The following is a 20,273-nucleotide window of genomic DNA, read 5'->3' on the forward strand; positions in this document are numbered from 1 at the left end:
GCTCCCGGGATCACCCGTAACTGTCCCCTGGGCCCTGGCTGCCGTGGACCCGCAGACCTCCCGTCGGCCGCGGCCCCACGTTCGGCCCGTGCACCTTCACCCGCGTGACCGTGCCGTCGCCCAGCTCCTCGTTCAGCCTTCTGACCAGCGTAGACGCCAGAAGGCGGACTTGCGTGGCCCAGGCTGTCGAGTCCGCGGCCACGACGACCTCCCCGTCGGCGAAGGTCTCTGGGGTGGTGTGCCCGGCCAGTTCGGGCCCGACGATCTCCCGCCAGCGGCCGAAGACGCCGCCGATGGCGGCCGGCTGCTCCCAGCCCCGGTCGGCCAGCAGGTCGCGGATGGCGCGGCCGAAGAGCAGGGGATCGCCCGCGTCCCGCTGAGGCACGCCCTTCCTGCGGCGGGGCTCCGACCGGGGGAGCTGCCCGCGTTTCATGGCGTCGGCCTTGGCCTGGGCCAGTTTCTCGCGGGCCATCGCGGCCCCCTTGGCCGCGGCCCCTTCCGGAGACTGGTCCCCACCTGTGGACTCAGCGGACACGCGAGACGCTCCCTTCGGTCACGTCGAATCGGGACCCTGCGAGCTGGGCAGGGACGTCGGCCGGCACCGCGGCCGTGATCAGGACCTGCTCGGCGGGGGCGACGATGTCGGTCAGCCGCCTGCGCCGCTGGTCGTCGAGTTCGGCGAAGACGTCGTCCAGGATCAGCACCGGGTCGCCGCCGTCCGAGCGCAACAGGTCATAGGCCGCCAGCCGCAGGGCCAGGGCGAACGACCACGATTCGCCGTGGCTCGCGTAGCCGCGCGCGGGCAGCTCGCCGAGGGTCAGCAGCAGATCGTCGCGATGCGGCCCGACCAGGGTGACGCCCCGGTCCAGCTCCGCCTGCCGTACCTCGGCCAGACCGACCCGGAGTCGCTCGGCCAGATCCTCACGGTTTATCCCCAGAGTGGGGACATCTGTGGACAACGTGTCGTCGGCCCGGTCCTCGTCGGCCGAACCCCGATACTCGAGGCCCGCCGGCGCGGAGTTCGGCGCGAGAGTGGCGTACGCCTTCGCCACCAGGGGGCGCAGCGCCTCGACCAGGTCGAGCCGCCCGGCCAGGAGTTCGGCGCCGTGCCGTACGAGATGGGAGTCCCACACCTCGAGCGTGCTCATGACGTCGCCGGCCCCGGCGGCCGCGAAGGCGGAGTCGTCGTCCTGCCTGCGTGAGCCGCGCCGCCGGCCTGTCCGGGTGGCCGCCGCCGTCCGCAGCAGGGCGTTGCGCTGCTTCAGCACCCGGTCGTAGTCGGCGCGGACCCCGGCGAACCGCGGGGCCCGGGCGACCAGCAGGTCGTCGAGGAACTTGCGGCGCTCCGACGGGTCTCCCTTGGAGAGGGCGAGATCCTCTGGCGCGAAGAGCACCGTCCGGAGCAGGCCGAGGGCCTCGCGCGGCCGCGGAACGGGGGAGCGGTTGACCCTCGCGCGATTGGCCCGGCCGGGGTTGATCTCCAGCTCGATCAGCGCCCGGCGGTCGTCCTTGACGACCACCGACCGGATGATCGCCCGCCCCGCGCCCTGCCGTACGAGCGGGGCGTCCGTCGCGACGCGGTGGCTGGAGTGCGTCGCGAGATAGCCGACGGCTTCGATCAGGTTGGTCTTCCCCTGCCCGTTGGGCCCGACGAAGGCCGTCGCCCCCGGTTCGAGATCGAGCTCGACCGCGGGGTACGACCGGAAGTCGGTGAGGGAGAGGCTGGCCACATACACGCCGCAAGGCTACTAACGCCCAGGCGCCCGCGTCGTACGGCGGACGCGTTCGGTCCGGTCTGTCGGCCGGACCCCGATGTCAGTGCTGGGCTTCGCGCGGCGGGGCGACGTCGGCGCCGGGGGCGTCCGCGCCCTTGCCCTCCTGGCCTTCCGCCGAGGCGACCGCGTGCCCGCCGAACTGGTTGCGCAGCGCGGCGATCATCTTCATCGCGGGGGAATCCGCCTGACGCGAGGTGAAGCGCGCAAAGAGGGCGGCCGTGATCGCCGGAAGCGGCACCGCGTGGTCCACAGCCGCCTGCACCGTCCAGCGGCCCTCGCCGGAGTCCTCCGCGTACCCCTTGAGCTCGGACAGGTCGGGGTCCTGCTCCAGGGCCCGCACCATCAGGTCGAGCAGCCAGGAGCGGATGACCGTGCCGTGGCGCCAGCTCGCGAACGCGCCGGGGACGTCGGTGACGACGTCACTGGCCTCCAGCAGCTCCCAGCCCTCGGCGAAGGCCTGCATCATGCCGTACTCGATGCCGTTGTGGACCATCTTCGCGAAGTGGCCGGCGCCGACCGGACCGGCGTGGACGAACCCGTCCGGGCCCTCAGGCTGGAGCGTGCCGAAGACCGGGTCGAGCCGCCGCACGTCCTCGGCCGCGCCGCCCACCATGAGGGCGTAGCCGTTCTGCAGCCCCCAGACGCCGCCGCTGACCCCGACGTCGACGAAGCCGATGCCCTTCTCGGCGAGGTCGGCGGCGTGCTGCTGGTCGTCCTTGTAGTGCGAGTTGCCGCCGTCGATCACGAGGTCACCGGGGGAGAGCAGATCACGCAGGTGGTCGATCGTGGCGCGGGTGGGCTCGCCGGCGGGCACCATCACCCACACGGCACGGGGTGCCTCAAGCCTGTCCACGAGGTCGGCGAGACTGCCGACGTCGCTGACAGCGGGATCGCGGTCGTAGCCGACCACGTCGTGACCGCCGCGGCGAAGCCGCTCGGCCATGTTCCCGCCCATCTTGCCAAGACCGATCATGCCGATCTGCATGTGAGCCACCCCTTAGCCCTCGCGGATCCAACGCGAGGCACGTCTACCCGTAAAGAGGCCCTCGATTCGGCCCCGGTAGATGGTACGCCCCGGGTCAGCTGGACAGACGGATGGGCATGATGAGGTAACGATAGTCCTGGATTTCCCCGTCATCCACAGGCTTTCCCCCGGTGAGGATGGCGGGCTTGGTGGACGTCGTGAACTGCAGGCGCGCCACGTCGGAGTCGATCGCGCCGAGCCCCTCCAGCAGGAACTGGTGGTTGAAGGCGATGTTGATCTCGTCGCCCTCGAACTCGACCGGCAGCGCCTCCACCGCCTGGGCCTCGTCGCCGCTGCCCGCCTCCAGGATGACCTCCTCGCCGCGGAAGGCCAGCCGTACGGGGGTGTTCCGCTCGGCCACCAGCGCGACGCGCTTGACGGCCTCCACGAACGCGGCTGTGGACAAGTCCGCGCGTGCGGAGAACTGGGTCGGCAGCAGCGAGCGGTACTTGGGGAACTCGGGATCGAGCAGCCGCGTCGTGGTCCGCCGGCCGGAGCTGGAGAAGCCGATCATCCCCTCGCCGGTGCCGCCCGCGGAGCTGAGCGCGATCTCGACCTGCGCGCCGGTGGCGCCCAGCGCCTTGGCCGTGTCGGCCAGGGTCCGTCCGGGCACCATGGCGATCGCCTGGAAGTCGGGCTGCTCGGGCTGCCACTTCAGTTCGCGTACGGCCAGGCGGTAGCGGTCGGTGGCGGCGAGGGTGACCGTGTCGCCCTCGATCTCCATCCGGACGCCGGTGAGCATCGGCAGGGTGTCGTCCTTGCCCGCGGCGACGGCGACCTGGCCGACGGCCGAGGCGAAGACGTCGCTGCCGATCCGCCCGGCGGCCGGGGGCATCGCCGGAAGGGACGGATAGTCCTCCACCGGCATGGTCAGCAGGGTGAAGCGTGCGCTTCCACAGGTGACGACCGCCTTGGGACCGTCGACGACGAAGTCGACCGGCTGAGCGGGCAGCGCCCTGGTGATCTCGGCGAGGAGCTTGCCCGACACCAGCACCACACCGGGTTCGCCGACTTGGGGGTCGAGGGTCACCTCCGCCGACACCTCGTAGTCGAAGCCGGAGAGCTTGAGTTGCTGCTCCTCCGTGACCTCGAGCCTCATGCCCGCCAGCACCGGCACCGAGGGCCGGGCCGGAAGGCTGCGCGCGGTCCACGCCACGGCCTCGGCGAGCACGTCGCGATCGATCCGGAACATCACGGGGATCAGCCTCCTGGGTTTCGCTGCATCGTCAAGTGTGCACTCTCTGAGCCCCTGGCTCCTCCAGAACCCCTTCTATGGTTCTTGAGTTCTTAGGAGAGAGATATATAGGTCTTCTCATTAGGGGCCGTGGATATGTGGATGTCGAGCATGTTCGCAGGTCAGGACCAAGGTTTAATCCACTGCGGGTGTGGGTGAGAGGTGCATGTGAAGCCTGTTGCTGTGGGGGACGACGGCTTCCCCACAGCGGTTCCCCAGTCTCGAGGCCGTTCGTCCACGAGTTACCCACGAGGTTTCCACCGGTTGTCCACGGGGTACGAGGCGCCGCCGCGAGGTGCGGAAACGGCCGCGCACAGGGCTTCCCCAAGTCGTCCACGAGTAGTCCCCAGGCCATCCCCAGGATTTCCCCACATCCGTCCCCACCTCTTAATGGCCTATTTCGGGTAACCAACGGGCCGGTGACGGCCGGAAGGCGTCACGGGCGTGTGCAGGGTTTGATCCACAGCGATATCCACAGGCTGTGCATCACGCGTTGCGTGCGCGCTGCTTAACCCGGGTCGTGAGCTCGTTGACCTGGTTGTACATCGAGCGGCGCTCCGCCATGAGCGAGCGGATCTTACGCTCCGCGTGCATCACCGTCGTGTGGTCGCGGCCGCCGAACTGCTGTCCGATCTTCGGGAGGGACAGGTCGGTGAGCTCGCGGGCCAGGTACATGGCGATCTGCCGGGCGGTGACTAAGGCACGCGACCGCGAGCTGCCGCACAGGTCGTCGAGCGACACCCCGAAGTACTCGGCCGTCGTCGACATGATGAGGGAGATCGTGATCTCGGGGCTGGCGTCCTCGCTGATGAGGTCCTTGAGGACGATCTCGGCCAGCTGGATGTCCACAGACTGCCGGTTGAGGCTCGCGAACGCGGTGACCCTGATGAGGGCCCCCTCCAGCTCGCGGATGTTGGTGGCGATGCGGCTGGCGATGTACTCGAGCACATCAGGAGGCGCGGCCAGCCCTTCCTGGATGGCCTTCTTCCTGAGGATCGCGATGCGGGTCTCCAGCTCAGGCGGCTGGACGTCGGTGATCAGGCCCCACTCGAACCGGTTGCGAAGGCGGTCCTCCAGCGTGACAAGCTGCTTGGGCGCCCGGTCGCTGGAGATCACGATCTGCTTGCTCGCGTTGTGGAGGGTGTTGAAGGTGTGGAAGAACTCCTCCTGCGTCTGTTCCTTGCCCTCCAGGAACTGGATGTCGTCCACCAGCAGGATGTCCACAGCTCGATAGCGGGAGCGGAACCCGTCGGCCTTGTGGTCGCGGATCGAGTTGATGAAGTCGTTGGTGAACTCCTCGGAGCTCACGTATCTCACCCGGGCGCCGTCATAGAGGCTCTGGGCGTAGTGGCCGATCGCGTGCAGCAGGTGCGTCTTGCCCAGTCCGGAGTCCCCGTAGATGAACAGGGGGTTGTACGCCTTGGCCGGCGTCTCCGCGACGGCGACCGCCGCGGCGTGGGCGAACCGGTTGCTCGCGCCGATGACGAAGGTCTCGAAGGTGTACTTCGCGTTGAGCCTGGCCGGCTCGCTGCTGGTCCTCGAGCCCCGGCTGTCCCACCGGTTCTGCACGGGCTCGGGCTTGGGCGCCGGAGGCGGCTCGGGGGAGTAGACGGGGGTCGGCTGTGGATACTGCTGCGACCCGTAGGGCTCCTCCACGGGCGCGGGGCCGTCCTGGCCGAAGGAGGGGAAACCCTGCTGCTGTGGACGGTGTTGTGGATAGTCGGTGGACGGGCCGAGAGGCTCGGGCCGATGTTGCCTGCCGTAGCCGGGCTGCGGCTGTCCACCGTGGGGATAACCCTGATCTTGCTGCTGGGGATAGCCGTCGTGCTGGGCGCCGGTGGTGGACGCCGCGCCGGCGTCGACCATGACCGCGATCCGCACTGGGCGGCCGAACTCCTGGGAGAGCGCGTGGGCGATCAGCGGCCGCAGCCGGACCTCGAGGACTTCCTTCGCGAAGTCGTTCGGAGCGGCCAGCAGGATCGTGTCGTTGATGAGGCCTGACGGCTGGGTCATCTGGAGGAATGCACGCTGTTGTCCCGAAACGCCCTCATCGAGAAGGGTTCCGAGCGCCCGAGACCACACAGCGTTGAGGTCGACGCCTTCCATGGCTCCGCCCCTCCCTCCTTTGCGCGGCCCCCGCTCGCATGCCGCGATCCGTTTCCACTCCAGCCCGGCCCGGGATGGCCCGGCGGTGATTCAGCCCCCGTTAGCTGATCCACATGAGATCCACATGTTGTGCACAGTCTGTGCGATGTTTCCCGGGCGCATTCACGGTGCCAGAGGGAAAGGCCGGAGGGTTGACAGTAGCGGCGGAGCAACATGCGTTCAAGACGTTGTCCACAAGCGTAGTGGGCTGTGGACGCCCGCCGTACGCGCTTGTTCCTTCCGGTGTGGCGAGCCTCCCGGCCCTTGTCGGGGCGGGTCACCCTCGCCTGTGGTGGCCTGCGCACTCACATGATCTGTTTTGTGGGGACGCGTCCGGAGATGGTGAACGACGGTTCGAGAGGGATAGAGTGGCCGGTCGGGTTTGACCTGGCGTGGGGTCGGCCCGTAACGTATGGCGGTCGGCTAATCACGCGACGGCTATTTCGCATGCCCACGCACTGACGAGCCGTACCCTTGGAATGTCCCGCGCCCGCAAACCTTGCGTGCGTATCTGAGCTTGGGAGCCCACTCGTGAGCAAGCGTACGTATCAGCCGAACAACCGTCGCCGCGCGAAGACCCACGGCTTCCGGCTGCGCATGCGCACCCGTGCCGGCCGCGCGATCCTGGCCAGCCGGCGCCGTAAGGGCCGCGCCGAGCTGACCGTCTGACGACGAGACGCCCGCCGTCGCCCGCCGTCCGTTCCGTCGGCGGGCGACAGCCGTAGTTGAAGGAACATGCGGTGCTGCCGTCCGCGTCGCGGATGCGACGAGGTGACCAATTCGCCGACGCGATACGCCGCGGGCGACGCGCCGGCCGTCCGATGCTGGTCGCGCATTTCTCGGTGCGTGAAACCGACGAACCACCGGTGGTGGGTTTCGTCGTGAGCAAGGCGGTCGGGGGCGCGGTGATCAGGAACCAGGTCAAGCGCAGGCTCAGACACCTCATGCGGGACCGTGTAGCGCGGCTCCCGAGAGGTAGCCTGCTTGTGGTACGCGCCAATCCACCGGCCGCGTCCGCGCGAAGCGAGAATCTGGCCGCCGAACTCGACGTCGCGCTGGATCGTTTACTCCGGCGGCGGGGGTCCGAGTCCCGGACCCTGACGGATGGACGGTCATGACAGTGGAGCAGCCGATTCCGGAATCCGGAATCGCGGTGACAGGCACGCAGCCGGAAGGCACGCCGAGCCCGGTCGCTCGAGTTCTGCTTGTCCCGATCCGGTTTTATCGGGCCTTCATCAGCCCGATGCTCGGCCCGCGCTGCCGGTTCGAGCCGTCCTGCAGCGCCTACGGCCTCGAGGCGATCACCGTTCACGGGGCGCTTCGCGGGGTATGGCTGACCGTTAGGCGTATCGGGCGTTGCCACCCGTTCCATCCTGGAGGTTTCGACCCGGTGCCCCCACCCCGAGTCCGGTCTCACGACGAAACGCAAGGGAGCTAGCTCGGTGGAGCTGCCATTCCTGAACTGGCTGTACACGATCGTGGCCTGGGTGATCACCCAGATCCACGCGGGGTACAGCCTGGTCATCCCCTCAGATAACGGGTTCAACTGGGCACTCACCATCATCACGCTCACCGTGCTGATGCGCCTGCTCATCTTCCCCCTCTTCATGAAGCAGATGCGTTCGTCGAGGAAGATGCAGGAGCTCGCCCCCAAGGTCCAAGAGCTGCGCAAGAAGTACAAGAACGACAAGCAGCGCATGAACCAGGAGGTCATGGCCCTCTACCAGGGTGCCGGGGCCAATCCTCTCGGCGGCTGCCTTCCGGTCGTCGCGCAGTTCCCGATCTTCATCTCGATGTTCACCGTGCTGCGGGCCATCGCGGAGGACCGTCCGTCCTTTGGCATGACGCGCGAACTGGTGGACAGCGCTCGCGCGGCCCACATCCTGGGCGCCCCGCTGCCGGCGACCTTCTTCACCGGCGCCAGCGAGATCACGAAGTTCGGCGCGGACCCGGTGATCACCAAGATCGTGCTCGCCGTCTTCGTCGCGATCAGCTCGGGCACGACGTTCCTCACGGTCCGGCAGAGCGTGACGCGCTCGATGGCGCAGATGCCGGACAACCCGATGGCTCAGCAGCAGAAGATCCTGATGTACATCTCGCCGCTGTTCGCCGTCTTCAGCCTTAACTTCCCCCTCGGCTTGATCCTTTACTGGGTGACGACCAACCTGTGGACACTCAGCCAGCAACACTGGTTCTACAGTCGCCATCCCATGCCGGTCGTCGATGAGAAGGGCAACATGGTGACGCCCGCACCGACCAACGGCATCTTCACCAAGCTGGTGGGCAAGCCGAAGGCCGCGTCTGAGCCGCCGCCGGCGCCGGCAGAGCCTAAGATCGTCCGTCAGCAGCCCACGCGCCAGCCTCGCAGCAAGCGCACCGGCAGCAAGAAGCCGTAGCAGAAAGAGAGTCCCGGACGTGACCGAAGCTGAGGACAGCCCGAAGCCTGCTCCCGACGTCGAGGCGTTGGAGCAGGAGGGGGAGATCGCGGCCGACTACCTCGAGGGCCTTCTCGACATCGCCGACATCGATGGCGACATCGACATGGACGTCGAGGGCGATCGTGCGGTGGTGTCGATCGTCGACATCAAGGGCGTCGACCTGACGGGTCCCTCCGGCGAGGTGCTCGAGGCGCTGCAGGAGCTCACCCGTCTCGCGGTGCACCGGCAGACCGGCGAGCGGTCCCGGCTCATGCTCGACGTCGGTCGTTACCGCGAGCGCCGCAGGGTGGAGCTCACCAAGATCGGCTCTGCCGCGGCCGTCGACGTCAAGCGCAGCGGCGAGCCCAAGGCGCTTAACCCGATGACGCCGTTCGAGCGGAAGATCGTGCACGACGCGGTCGCCGCGGCTGGACTCAGGAGCGAGTCGGAGGGCGAGGAGCCGCGTCGATTCGTGGTCGTCCTCCCCGTCTGATCTCTTTGTACGGAAAGCCGCCGGACTCCTCGGAGCCGGCGGTTTTTCTTTTCCACAGGTTCTGCTGTGGAAGCCGGTAGAGGCGGGGGCAACGCGCCCTCTGGGTCCCTCGCGGCAGGGCATGATTTGTCAGACACGACCTTCAGGTTCGTGCGGGGATGGGCCACTACCCTTGGCCCGAGAGTGTTCGCGAATGAGTGAGTGATGACGGAGAGCAACGAGCTGCCCGAAGCGCCGGCCGTGGCGCGGGAGGTTTTCATCGGTGACGCGCTGGGCCGGGCACGGCTGTTCGCGGAGCTGCTCGCGGGACCGGGGGTCGTTCGCGGCCTGCTCGGGCCTCGTGAGATTCCTCGCATATGGGAGCGCCACCTGCTCAACTGCGCCGTCGTCGCCGAAGCGATCCCTCAGGACGCTCGCGTCGTAGACATCGGCTCAGGGGCGGGGCTGCCGGGCCTGGTCCTGTCGATCGTGCGCCCGGACATCCAGGTGACGTTGCTTGATCCGCTTTTGCGGCGAACCGTCTTCCTGTCCGAGGCGGTCGAGGCGCTGAAGCTCGATAACGCGGAGGTGGTGCGCGGCCGGGCGGAGGAACTCGCGGGCAACCGGACCTTCGACGTGGCGACGGCCCGTGCGGTCGCGCCCCTCGACCGGTTGCTCGAGTGGTCGCTGCCGCTTCTCCGTGAGGACGGGCAGTTGCTGGCGATGAAGGGGGAGCGGGCCGTCGAGGAACTCGAGGCGGCCAGACCGCGATTGAAGGCTTCCGGGGCGCGTTCGGCTGAGCTTGTTACGGTAGGGCGCGGTAGGGTCGAGCCGCCCGCCACTCTCGTTCGCGTTGTCGCGGGAGCATCCCCCGAGTCGAGTGGACGTGGTGCACGGCGGCGACGGAAGAGGTGAGCGTCTTGCTGGATGCGGCAGCGGGCCTGGGTTGGCCGACGACTCCGGTCGCCCTACCCTGGGAGATCGCGACAGCAAGCCGGCCGTCGGGGCTTGGCTGGCCTCGATTTTCCGTTTCGCAGGTCGAAAGGACGGCGACCGTGTCCCAGACCCCCCTTCAACCTGGCGATTCACCGTTGGTACGAGAGGCATTGAGCTCCGTGGTTTCACGTGAAACAGCCGCACCCCCACTGGTGGCTGAATCTTCTGTCGGCTATTCGACCCGTAGTGGCGGGGACTGGCCACGGCCTCCCCGTTGCCGGGTGATGACCGTGTCCAACCAGAAGGGTGGGGTGGGCAAGACCACCACGTCGGTCAACCTCGCGGCGGCGTTGTCCATGCACGGGCAGCGCGTCCTCGTCGTCGATCTCGACCCACAGGGGAACGCCTCTACCGCTCTCGCGACGGACCACCGCGCGGGAACGCCTTCGGTGTACCAGGTGCTGGTGGACGACCTAGCGCTCGCGTCGATCGTGAAGCCGGTGCCGGACATGCCCGGGCTCTTCTGCGCGCCCGCCACGCTGGACCTGGCAGGCGCGGAGATCGAACTCGTTCCGATGGTGGGCAGGGAGACGCGCCTGAAGCGTGCGCTGGCCGCCTTCGAGTCCATGGAGTTCGACTACATCTTCATCGACTGCCCGCCGTCCCTCGGTCTGCTCACCGTGAATGCCATGGCGGCGGCGCAGGAGGTGCTGATCCCGATCCAGTGTGAGTACTACGCGCTGGAAGGTCTCAGCCAGCTCCTGCAGAACGTCGAACTCGTCCGCGTTCATCTGAACCAGACGCTGGCGTTGTCCACGATCCTCCTCACGATGTACGACGGCCGTACGCGGCTCGCCTCACAGGTCGCCGACGAGGTGCGGTCCCACTTCGGTGACACGGTCCTCGATTCGGTGATCCCGCGCAGTGTCCGTCTGTCCGAGGCGCCGAGCTATGGGCAGTCGGTCATGACCTACGACCCGGGCTCGAGTGGTGCGATGGCGTACATGGAGGCCGCTCGGGAGATCGCCTATCGGGCGGCCACGGTCGCCGACGGCTCTTAGGGTCGTGCCTGCGAAAATCAAGCCGTGATGCGAGCGGCCCGGATACCGCCCCGCTTCGTTGTCGTCGGCCGGAGGTCTCCTTTTCTGGGAGGCCCCCGGCTTTTTCCTTTCTGCGTATCGACTCCGCGGCGGGGCCGGCAGGCATGGGGGGAGTGTGCGGATCTCCGCCTCAGGCGGCACGGACTGAATGCGTTTTCCGGAGGATGCGTCCCCAGGGAAGGTGGCTCCACAGTGCGCTGCTGATGTCGCCGAAGCGCCGCCCCCTTCTTTGATCGCCGGCGTCCACGTCTTACGCCTCGATCGCTTGCCGCCAAGCCAGAGTCTGTGCGCCGATGCTCATGCAGGGGGCCGCGCGGCGGTAACCTCTCGTGGTGTATGCGTGAGTGCCCAGTGGTCTCGGCCGCTGGGCACAGCCTTCTGTGCGGTGCGTAAGGAGCAGCGGTGACTCAGCAGCGTCGGGGACTGGGCAAGGGGCTCGGAGCTCTGATCCCCACGGGGCCGATCGTCGATCCAGCGGTCGCGGTGAGTGCTCCCGCTGAGGATTCGATGGAGTCGGGGTTGAAGCCCGTCGAGGGCGCCTACTTCCAGGAGATTCCGGTCGCGTCGATCTCTCCCAACCCTCGTCAGCCGCGTGAGGTCTTCGATGACGAGCGTCTCGAAGAGCTGTCCGCCTCCATCAAGGAGGTCGGCCTCCTCCAGCCCGTCGTCGTGCGTGCGATGGGCGGCGGCGAGTTCGAGCTCATCATGGGGGAGCGGCGCTGGCGGGCCTCAAAGCTCGCCGGCTTCGAGACCATTCCCGCCATCGTCCGCAGCACGCAGGACGACGAGATGTTGCGCGAGGCTCTCATCGAGAACCTCCAGCGCGAGCAGCTCAACTCGCTGGAGGAGGCGGCGGCCTACCAGCAACTGCTGGACGACTTCGGCGCCACCCACGAGGTGCTGGCCCGGAAGGTCGGCCGCTCGCGTTCGCACATCACCAACACCCTGCGCCTGTTGAACCTGCCGCCGAACGTTCAGGTGCGCCTGGCGGCAGGTGTGATCAGCGCGGGGCACGCACGCGCGTTGTTGTCGCTGAACGACGTGGCCGCCCAGGAGCGCCTTGCCGGGCGGATCGTGGCAGAGGGGCTCTCCGTCCGGACGGTCGAGGAGATCGTGGCGTTGGGGGATGCCACTTCGGGACCGGCCCCGCGGCAGCCGAAGAAGAAGCAGCCGACCGCACCGGCGCTCCGTCATCTGGCCGACAGGCTCTCGGATCATTTCGACACCAAGGTGCGGGTCGACCTCGGCCAGCGAAAGGGAAAGATCGTGGTGGAGTTCTCCACGATCGACGACCTGGAGCGGATCATCGGCACGATGGCCCCCGACGCCAGCAACGCGATGCGAGGGCTTGCCCCCGAATGAATCGCCGCTCTGTTTCACGTGAAACAGAGCGGCTTGTCGGCCCTCCTGGTCGGCTGCTGATGTTTCACGTGAAACGACGGGCAGGCGATCCGGGCAACCTTCTGTCGCCTGCCGTTGCCTAGGGTCCGCGTCGCCCAGGGGTTCGGTCACCACAAGGCGGAAGAGCGTGTTTCACGTGAAACGCTGAGAGTCAGCCCCGGCGAACGGCGACTTCGAGGAGACCCTTGCAGAGGGCGCCGAGATCCCGCCCCGCCGCCTCGGCCGCCATCGGCAGCAACGATGTCTCGGTCATGCCGGGCGCGACGTTGACTTCGAGGAAGTACGGTCGACCGGAGGCGTCGACGATGAGGTCGGTGCGGGAGATGTCACGAAGGCCGAGGGCGGTGTGCGCGGCCACGGCCATCGCCGTACATGCCTGGGTCGCCTCCTCGGACAGTCGCGCAGGGGCGAAGAACTCCGTGTGGCCGGCCGTATAGCGGGCCGCGTAGTCGTAAACCCCTCCGTCGGGCACGATTTCCACCGGAGGCAGCGCGGTCGGTCCGTCACCGAGGTCGACGACGGACACCGCGACCTCCACACCCGTGATGTACTTCTCGATCAGAGCGGTGTCACCGTACGCGAAGCAGCCGACCATGGCGGCGGGCAACTCGTCGGCGCTGCGCACGATGGAGGCGCCGAGAGCCGACCCGCCGCGGGACGGCTTGACGAACAGCGGGAGCCCGAGGTTGTCCACGATCCTCGCGAGGACGGCCGTGGCGCCCAGGTCGTGGAACGTCTCCTTGGGCAGTGAGATCGAGTCGGGGGTGTTCAGTCCCCAGGACCGCACGACCGCCTTGGCCGTCGGCTTGTCGAAGGCCACCCGGCACGCGTCGGGGGTCGCTCCGACGTAGGGAACACCGAGCAGTTCGAGGACGGACCGGATGGCGCCGTCCTCGCCCGCACCCCCGTGGAGGGTCACGAACGCCGCGTTCGGCGGATCGGCCAGCACGGCGGGCACGAGCGAGGCGTCGGTGTCGCGCGTCTCGACGTCGACCCCCGCCGAGCGCAACACGTCGGCGACGCGGCGCCCGGAGCGGATCGACACCTCACGCTCGTAGGAGAGACCGCCCGCGAGAACGAGCACATGGCCGAGATCGCTCATGCCGGCCTCCCGGGGCGCGGCCGGGCGTTCACGGACCGCAGTTCGAGCAGCGGAAGGGGCATGGAGCATTCAGGCATCGTTGGCTTGCTCACGGAGAGGGCCTTTCTCTCGCGTAGGGGTCCTCTAGGGCCGGCCCGATCAGGCTAGCCCTACCGGACCTCAGGCGAGATCGGGGCCGGGCGTGTCGATCCCCGCGTGCCACCGGGCGGTCCCCGTGCCGAACGTGTCGCGCAGCTGCAGTTCCTGCTCGATGACGCCGGCGAGCCGTCGCACTCCTTCGCGGATGCGGTCGGGCTCGGGGTAGCAGTAGGACAGACGCATGTGCTGGGCGCCGCCGCCGTCGGAGTAGAAGCCGGTTCCCGGGACGAACGCGACGCGCTCGGCGACCGCGCGCGGCAACAAGGCCTTGGAGTCGAGTCCTTCGGGCAGGGTCATCCAGACGAAGAAGCCGCCGGCCGGCCGCGTCCAGGAGCAGCCGGCGGGCATGAAGACCTCGAGCGAGTTGAGGAGCGCGTCCCGCCGCTCACGGTAGAGCTCCCGGAAGGTCTTGATCTGCTCGCGCCAGGGCTGGCTCGCGAGATACTGCCCGACGGCGAGCTGGGTGAAAGTCGAGTGGGACAACACCGCTGACTCCATCGCCAGGACGAGCTTGTCGCGGACCGCGTGCGGGGCCAGGGCCCAGCCGACGCGGAAGCCCGGCGCCAGAGTCTTGGAGAAAGAGCCGAGATAGACGACGCCTTCGGGATCGTCGGCGCGCAACGCGCGCAGCGGCTCCCCGTCGAAGCCGAGCAGCCCGTACGGGTTGTCCTCGACCACCAGGACGCCCGCGCGCTGGCAGATCTCGAGAACCTGGCGGCGGCGGACCTCGTTGAGCGTGACGCCGGCCGGGTTCTGGAAGGTCGGGATCGTGTAGAGGAACTTGATGCGGCTTCCCGCGGTCTGCAAGGCGTAGATGGTCTGCGCGAGCGACTCGGGGATGAGCCCCTGGTCGTCCATTGCGACGTGCACGACCTTGGCCTGGTACGCACTGAACGTCCCGAGCGCGCCCACGTAGGAGGGGCCTTCGGCCAGAACGACGTCACCCGGATCGATGAAGATCCGGGTGATCAGGTCGAGGGCCTGCTGAGAGCCCACGGTGACGACGACGTCGTCCGCGCCGGCCTCGATGCCCTCCATCCGCATGACCTCGCAGATCTGCTCGCGCAGGTCGGGGTCTCCCTGGCCCGAGCCGTACTGCAGGGCGACGGGGCCGCGTTTGGCGACGAGATCGGCGACGAGTTCGCCGACGACGTCGAGGGGGAGGGCGGTGACATACGGCATGCCGCCGGCGAGCGAGACCACCTCGGGCCTCGACGCGACGGCGAACAGAGCTCGGACTTCGGAGGCGACCATCCCGGCTGCGCGAGCGGCGTACCGGTCGATGTAGGCGTCAATTCGCGACCCTTGGGCCGCGCTCATTCGACCGTGATCGAGTTCATGGGTCACGGTCCACCTCCGATCACGTAGCCGAGAAATCCAGAGTACGGTAGCGCGCCACGCCGATCACAGCAGGGCCTTGACCATGAAGAGCTCTCGACCTTGCCGGTACATGCCGCCTGTAGACGCCTTTCGCCGGTTTGGACACGGCGCCGGAAACCCGTGAAAACAGGGGCCGGGGAACGTTGTGGCGTCCGGCCTCGACCCCGTGTCCCTGGGTTACGATGCCAGCTGGAGACGCCGTATTCGCGCGCATTTCCTGGCAACACTCCTGGCGGGGATTGGGGCAACACGTGTCGCGTCGGCTGGCCAACGTCACCCTCGACAATCTTGACGACCTGCCACGTCGTTGCCGGCAGTGCGTGTTCTGGGAGCTCGACCCCGTCGGCGGGGAGCGTGCCGTACAGGCCGGTGACCCGGGTCTGGAGAAGGAGGCGTGGATCTCCGGAACGCTCCTGGACTGGGGGAGCTGCGGGAAGATCGTCTATGTCGACGGGGTGGCCGCGGGATTCGTGCTCTACGCGCCGCCGCTCTACGTGCCCCGCTCGATCGCCTTTCCGACGTCGCCGGTGAGCTCCGACGCCGTGCTGCTCATGACGGCGCACATCATCCCCGAGTTCTCCGGGGGAGGGCTCGGCCGAATGCTCGTCCAGGGCGTGGCCAAGGATCTGACGCGTCGGGGAGTGCGGGCGATCGAGGCGTTCGGTGACCTGAAATGGGAGCAGCCCAGCTGCGTAATGCCGGCCGAATACCTGCTTTCGGTTGGATTTAAAACGGTTCGCCCGCATTTGCGCTTCCCTCGGCTCAGGCTCGAGCTCAAGACGGCCGTCTCCTGGCGTGAGGACGTCGAGGTGGCCCTGGAACGCCTTCTCGGATCAATGAGCCCGGAACGGGCGCTTCGGCCCGTCTGAGGCGATCTCAGGGCGCCGGTCTCGCCCAAGTCGCTCCGCGAGGCCGTTCTGCGAGATCGATGCGCGAGGCCGATCGGCCGGGGGAGCCGCCAGGGCGGCGCTACCGCTGTACAAACGGATCGCCGGTCGGACCTCCGGCCGGGCGTGCCCGTCGCGGAAACTCAGATGCCTCGACTCCACGCGCGCAATGAACCCACGCGCCCTGAACCCCGCGCTAGATCCGCGAGAGCCGCGCGGCCCTGAGCCCCGCGCGCCGAGATCCGCGCGCCGAGATCCGCGAAAGCCGCGCGCCGTGGACCTCAGGTGCTGCGAATTCCACGGCCGCGAATCCGCGAAAGGCGGGCGCTGTGAAATCCCCCGCGCCACGACGTCACGGCGCAGTGAAACTCGAAAGCCCCCCGCGCCGGCGGCACGGGGGGCTTTCTGTGGGTGTGTTCCGCCGGAAGGCGGTGGTACGGCTCACGCCGCAGGGGGCACGACCGTCAGATGATGCCCTCGAGCTCGCGGAGCAGCATCGCCTTCGGCTTGGCGCCGATGATCTGCTTCACGACCTCTCCACCCTTGTAGACGTTCAGCGTGGGGATCTGGAGCACGCCGTAGTCGCGCGGAGTCGCCGGGTTCTCGTCGATGTTGAGTTTGACGACAGTCAGCTTCTCGGCGTTCTCGCTCGCGATCTCCTCGAGGATCGGGGCGACCTGGCGGCACGGACCGCACCACTCGGCCCAGAAGTCCACGATGACCGGCTTGTCACTCTTGAGGACCTCGGCATCGAAGGTGCCGTCGGTCACGCTCTTGATGGCGCCCAAGGTATCTCTCCCCTTGATCTGTGTGGTCGTTGTAACCGCGGAGCCTGCCCGCGCATTCCCGGCGTCAGCTGTGGTCGGCGAGCCAGCGCTCGGCGTCGAGGGACGCGGCGCATCCCGTGCCCGCCGCCGTGACGGCCTGCCGATAGGTGTGGTCGACGACGTCGCCCGCCGCGAACACCCCGTCGAGGTTGGTCTTCGTCGTCGGGGCGTCGACCAGGATGTATCCCTCGTCGTCCAGGTCGATCTGCCCTCGGACGAGATCGGTCCGCGGGTCATGCCCGATGGCGATGAACAGGCCGGACGCGGGAAGCTCGGTCTCCTCGCCCGTCTTCCGGTTCCGGACGCGGACGCCGGAGACGCGCGTTTCGCCGAGGATGTCCACGACCTCGCTGTCCCAGACGAAGCGGATCTTCTCGTTGGCGAACGCCCGATCCTGCATGATCTTGCTGGCGCGCAGTTCGTCGCGCCGGTGGACGATGGTCACCGACTTGGCGAACCGGGTGAGGAACGTCGCCTCCTCCATCGCGGTGTCGCCCCCGCCGACGACCACGATGTCCTGGTCGCGGAAGAAGAACCCGTCACAGGTCGCACACCAGGAGACGCCGCGGCCGGACAGGCGCTTCTCGTTCGGCAGCCCCAGCTCGCGGTAGCCCGACCCGGTCGCGAGGATGACCGACTTCGCGTAGAACGTGTCGGTGTGCGTCTTGACGACCTTGGGATCGGCCGCCAGGTCCACCTCGACCACGTCGTCGGCCACCAGTTCGGCGCCGAAACGCTCCGCCTGCTTGCGCAGGTTGTCCATCAGGTCGGGACCCATGATCCCGTCGGGGAAGCCGGGGAAGTTCTCCACATCGGTGGTGTTCATGAGGGCGCCGCCGGCGGTGACCGACCCCTCGAACACGAGCGGCTTGAGATCGGCTCGAGCCGAGTAGACGGCCGCCGTGTAGCCGGCAGGGCCCGACCCTATGATGATCACGTTACGGACGTCGCTCAACGGATTCGCCTTCCCGGTGCTGTTCATGCAGTGGCGTCAACAGATCCTAGGTCTTCCGGATTCCCGCCACCGTCACCACGGACCCGACTCCCCGTCAACGGCGCCGATGTGAGTGATTCTGCCCTGTGAGACGTGGTGCGCACACGGCTGCGCCCCAGCCGTCCGTCAGCAGACCCTGGCGACCTTCGGCCCTCTGCCCAGCCCCGGCCGGCTTCGCAGATGAGAGAGCATCGGGACGAGCTTGGCCCGCCCCCGGGAGCAGCGACTCTTGACCGTACCGGCCGGCACGTCGAGCACGGTGGCCGCGTCCTCCACCGAGTACCCCATCATGTCGACCAGCACCAGAGCCGCCCGCTGGTCGCTGGGGAGGCGTTTGAGCGCCGCCTCGATCTCCATCGCGATTTCGTGCTCGCCCGTCTGGTCGGCCAGTGAGACCTCCCGGTCGGCGGCCTCGATGAGCTCGGCGTCGGCCACGGGCCGTACGGGCTTGCGGCGCATCCGGTCGAGACAGGCGTTGACCACGATGCGGCGAAGCCACGTGGTGACCGCGGCCTCGCCGCGGAAGCTCCCCGCCTTGCGGTAGGCGGAGACGAAGGCGTCCTGTACGGCGTCGGCCGCCTCGTCGGGGTCGCCGAGCGTCCGCAGGGCGACCACCCAGAGGCGTTCACGATGTCGTTGGACGATCTCGCGGAACGCGTCGGGGTCGCCGTTCAGGTGACTACTCAGAAGATCGGCATCCGTCGGCGCCGGGCGCGTTGTGTGCTCAGCGGGCGGGGGATCGTCTGAGTAGGTCACATACCCTGCTATGCAGATGCGGAGGAATGCACCAGTATGTCATAAATTGTCCCGCGATACTTGCCTTCGTAGAAAGGCAGTTTCGTGAACCAGACCAGGACATACTGGCCGGTCACCGCCTTACTCGGCGTAAGGGTGACGTCTCCGGAGGCGTTGCCGTTCTTGGCCACGGACTTGAGTGCGGACAGATCGGCGGCGTCGCCGACCCTGAGCTCCACGCTGGCTCCGTCGGCGTCCGGCAGCGAGAGGTCGACGTTCGCGATCGGCACCGGCTTGCCCATGTCGAGGATCAGACCGACGCCCGATTTGAGCCGCCCAAGTTCGGCGCTGTTGTAGGTGTCGGTGTGCCAGTCGGTCGACGACTTGCCGTCGATCGCGGCGTTCGCGTATTCGGGGTTCTCCTGTTTGTCGTCACCCAGAGGATCGAAGCCCGTGGCGCTGACCGGCTTGACGGTGACAGGCTTCGCCGACGGCGAGGCGGACGTGGGGCTGCTGCTGCTGTTGCGCGTCACCGGCGGGGTGTTGCCCAGATTCTTGCCCACGGTCCACGCCCCGAGGCCGACGGCGGCCATGACGAGAACCACGATGATCGCCAGAAGGACCTTGCTCGCCGCCCCGGTCTGCGGACGCTGGCCGTGTTGCGGGCCCTGTGCGGGTGGCTGCGCCGAGGGCGTGGGCCACGGGTCCATCGTCTCGGGCGCCTCGGAACGCACGTTCAGCGAGGGCGGCGCGGAGGAGATCGACGCGGGAGTCGGCCGCGGCACCTCGGACAGCGCGTCCGCGATCTCCGCGGGGGTGGTGAGCGGCGGCTGACCCCGGCGGGGCTCGTGGAGGAGCACCCGGCAGGTGATGGCGTCGAGATAACTCGGCACGCCCGCGGTCACCTGGCGCGGCGTGCACAGTCTCCCGTAGTCGAGGGGGGCCGGCGGAAGCCCGCAGTCCATGTCTCCCGGCCAGTGACCGGTCAGGGCGGCGTACAGGAGGCGTCCCAGCCCCTCGGTGTCCTCCCGGACCGGATCGTCGCTCGTCAGGCCGAGGATCGCGGCGTCGACCGCGACGCCCAGCAGCTTGACGGTGCCGCCGCTCGTCCAGACGAGGCGGCTCGGCGTCAGGTGGAGATGCGTGAGACCGGCGGCGTGGGCGTGGGCGAGTGCCTCGGCGGCCTCGGCGACCAGCGCAGCGCCGCGCTCGGGCTCGATCGGCCGGCTGGTCAGCAGGTCGAGGAGAGACTCACCGCTGACCCACTCGCTGACCACGTAGGCCGTGCCGTCCTGGTCGGCCGCGTCGAACACCTGGGTGAGGCGGGGATCGGTGAGACGGCTGGCCGCGCGCGCCGCCAGCACCACCTCCTCCACCCGGGGGAATTCGGGACTGAAGGTGTGGACGGCGACCGGACGGGCGAGGATCTCGTCGATGGCCTTCCAGAGCGTCGCACCGCCGAATTCGGTGACCCTGTCCTCGAGCCGGAAACGATTCGCCAGCCGGGTCCCTGGTTCGACTGCGGACATACTCATAGGGCCGCCTCAATCCGCGGCTCATCGGCCTGCATCAGCCGATGCCGGGTGGTTTCGCCCACGCCTTCCCGCTTCCGCTCGCCGGTCGAACTCTAGGCGCACCATGCTAGTGCCGTGCCGGTCCTGCCCGCCTTCCCGATCGAAGAGGTCTGAATCGGACTTTTGGTCAAG

At 68.2% G+C, this 20,273-nt stretch carries 20 protein-coding genes; 9 read left to right on the forward strand and 11 right to left on the reverse strand.

Annotation, left to right across the window (positions count from 1 at the left end):
- Positions 1 to 10: 10 nt before the first annotated feature.
- The 5 genes from Pph01_RS24180 to dnaA all read right to left on the reverse strand — a co-directional run bounded on the left by Pph01_RS24180 (position 11) and on the right by dnaA (position 6,139).
- Positions 11 to 535 carry a DciA family protein gene (locus Pph01_RS24180; protein WP_239116969.1) on the reverse strand — a complete coding sequence of 175 codons (525 nt, stop codon included), beginning with the start codon at positions 533 to 535 and terminating at the stop codon, positions 11 to 13.
- The gene (recF, locus tag Pph01_RS24185) at positions 525 to 1,736 is read right to left on the reverse strand and encodes a DNA replication/repair protein RecF (RefSeq protein WP_204075444.1); all 1,212 of its coding nucleotides are present in this window, start codon (positions 1,734 to 1,736) and stop codon (positions 525 to 527) included. Before recF ends, Pph01_RS24180 begins: the two co-directional genes overlap by 11 nt.
- Positions 1,737 to 1,815: 79 nt before the next feature.
- Positions 1,816 to 2,760: a phosphogluconate dehydrogenase (NAD(+)-dependent, decarboxylating) gene (gene gnd, locus Pph01_RS24190; RefSeq protein WP_204075445.1), complete on the reverse strand. Its 945-nt coding sequence runs from the start codon at positions 2,758 to 2,760 to the stop codon at positions 1,816 to 1,818.
- Between the two features lie 94 nt (positions 2,761 to 2,854).
- On the reverse strand, positions 2,855 to 3,994 hold the full coding sequence (gene dnaN, locus Pph01_RS24195; RefSeq protein WP_204075446.1) for a DNA polymerase III subunit beta: 1,140 nt from the start codon (positions 3,992 to 3,994) through the stop codon (positions 2,855 to 2,857).
- Between the two features lie 525 nt (positions 3,995 to 4,519).
- Positions 4,520 to 6,139 (reverse strand): chromosomal replication initiator protein DnaA, encoded by a 1,620-nt coding sequence (dnaA, locus tag Pph01_RS24200; protein WP_204075447.1) that lies wholly within the window; start codon positions 6,137 to 6,139, stop codon positions 4,520 to 4,522.
- A 570-nt stretch (positions 6,140 to 6,709) separates the two neighbouring features.
- Here dnaA and rpmH point away from each other — a divergent pair.
- The 8 genes from rpmH (at position 6,710) to Pph01_RS24240 (ending at position 12,465) form a co-directional block, all read left to right on the forward strand.
- The gene (gene rpmH, locus Pph01_RS24205; RefSeq protein ID WP_203884487.1) at positions 6,710 to 6,847 is read left to right on the forward strand and encodes a 50S ribosomal protein L34; all 138 of its coding nucleotides are present in this window, start codon (positions 6,710 to 6,712) and stop codon (positions 6,845 to 6,847) included.
- Between the two features lie 71 nt (positions 6,848 to 6,918).
- On the forward strand, positions 6,919 to 7,296 hold the full coding sequence (rnpA, locus tag Pph01_RS24210) for a ribonuclease P protein component (RefSeq protein WP_204075448.1): 378 nt from the start codon (positions 6,919 to 6,921) through the stop codon (positions 7,294 to 7,296).
- Entirely contained in the window at positions 7,293 to 7,616 is a 324-nt protein-coding gene (yidD, locus tag Pph01_RS24215) for a membrane protein insertion efficiency factor YidD (RefSeq protein ID WP_204075449.1), read from the forward strand. The genes rnpA and yidD overlap by 4 nt, the downstream gene beginning before the upstream one ends.
- A gap of 4 nt (positions 7,617 to 7,620) precedes the next feature.
- Complete coding sequence (gene yidC, locus Pph01_RS24220; protein ID WP_204075450.1) at positions 7,621 to 8,574, forward strand: membrane protein insertase YidC; 954 nt, start codon at positions 7,621 to 7,623, stop codon at positions 8,572 to 8,574.
- Positions 8,575 to 8,593: 19 nt separating this feature from the next.
- The gene (locus tag Pph01_RS24225; protein WP_204075451.1) at positions 8,594 to 9,088 is read left to right on the forward strand and encodes a Jag family protein; all 495 of its coding nucleotides are present in this window, start codon (positions 8,594 to 8,596) and stop codon (positions 9,086 to 9,088) included.
- 204 nt (positions 9,089 to 9,292) lie between these two features.
- Positions 9,293 to 9,982, forward strand: a complete 690-nt coding sequence (gene rsmG / locus Pph01_RS24230; protein WP_204075452.1) for a 16S rRNA (guanine(527)-N(7))-methyltransferase RsmG — start codon at positions 9,293 to 9,295, stop codon at positions 9,980 to 9,982.
- Positions 9,983 to 10,287: 305 nt separating this feature from the next.
- The gene (locus Pph01_RS24235; protein WP_204075453.1) at positions 10,288 to 11,064 is read left to right on the forward strand and encodes a ParA family protein; all 777 of its coding nucleotides are present in this window, start codon (positions 10,288 to 10,290) and stop codon (positions 11,062 to 11,064) included.
- Positions 11,065 to 11,505: 441 nt separating this feature from the next.
- Entirely contained in the window at positions 11,506 to 12,465 is a 960-nt protein-coding gene (locus Pph01_RS24240) for a ParB/RepB/Spo0J family partition protein (RefSeq protein ID WP_204075454.1), read from the forward strand.
- Between the two features lie 190 nt (positions 12,466 to 12,655).
- Here the strand turns inward: Pph01_RS24240 and Pph01_RS24245 are convergent, their stop codons facing one another.
- Positions 12,656 to 13,606 (reverse strand): D-alanine--D-alanine ligase family protein, encoded by a 951-nt coding sequence (locus tag Pph01_RS24245; RefSeq protein ID WP_204075455.1) that lies wholly within the window; start codon positions 13,604 to 13,606, stop codon positions 12,656 to 12,658.
- 159 nt (positions 13,607 to 13,765) lie between these two features.
- A complete protein-coding gene (locus tag Pph01_RS24250; protein WP_204075456.1) occupies positions 13,766 to 15,064 on the reverse strand; it encodes an aminotransferase-like domain-containing protein in 1,299 nt (432 codons plus the stop codon).
- A gap of 311 nt (positions 15,065 to 15,375) precedes the next feature.
- Here Pph01_RS24250 and Pph01_RS24255 point away from each other — a divergent pair, with 311 nt between their 5' ends.
- Complete coding sequence (locus Pph01_RS24255; RefSeq protein WP_204075457.1) at positions 15,376 to 15,993, forward strand: GNAT family N-acetyltransferase; 618 nt, start codon at positions 15,376 to 15,378, stop codon at positions 15,991 to 15,993.
- Positions 15,994 to 16,475: 482 nt separating this feature from the next.
- Here the strand turns inward: Pph01_RS24255 and trxA are convergent, their stop codons facing one another.
- From trxA to Pph01_RS24275, 4 genes are all read right to left on the reverse strand, one after another.
- Entirely contained in the window at positions 16,476 to 16,799 is a 324-nt protein-coding gene (trxA, locus tag Pph01_RS24260) for a thioredoxin (protein ID WP_275409560.1), read from the reverse strand.
- 64 nt (positions 16,800 to 16,863) lie between these two features.
- Positions 16,864 to 17,793 carry a thioredoxin-disulfide reductase gene (trxB, locus tag Pph01_RS24265; RefSeq protein WP_204075458.1) on the reverse strand — a complete coding sequence of 310 codons (930 nt, stop codon included), beginning with the start codon at positions 17,791 to 17,793 and terminating at the stop codon, positions 16,864 to 16,866.
- A gap of 165 nt (positions 17,794 to 17,958) precedes the next feature.
- Positions 17,959 to 18,588: an RNA polymerase sigma factor SigM gene (gene sigM, locus Pph01_RS24270; RefSeq protein WP_204075459.1), complete on the reverse strand. Its 630-nt coding sequence runs from the start codon at positions 18,586 to 18,588 to the stop codon at positions 17,959 to 17,961.
- Between the two features lie 8 nt (positions 18,589 to 18,596).
- Complete coding sequence (locus tag Pph01_RS24275; protein ID WP_204075460.1) at positions 18,597 to 20,102, reverse strand: protein kinase family protein; 1,506 nt, start codon at positions 20,100 to 20,102, stop codon at positions 18,597 to 18,599.
- Positions 20,103 to 20,273: the final 171 nt, after the last annotated feature.

This window comes from Planotetraspora phitsanulokensis, assembly GCF_016863295.1.
Classification (GTDB): Bacteria; Actinomycetota; Actinomycetes; order Streptosporangiales; family Streptosporangiaceae; genus Planotetraspora; species Planotetraspora phitsanulokensis.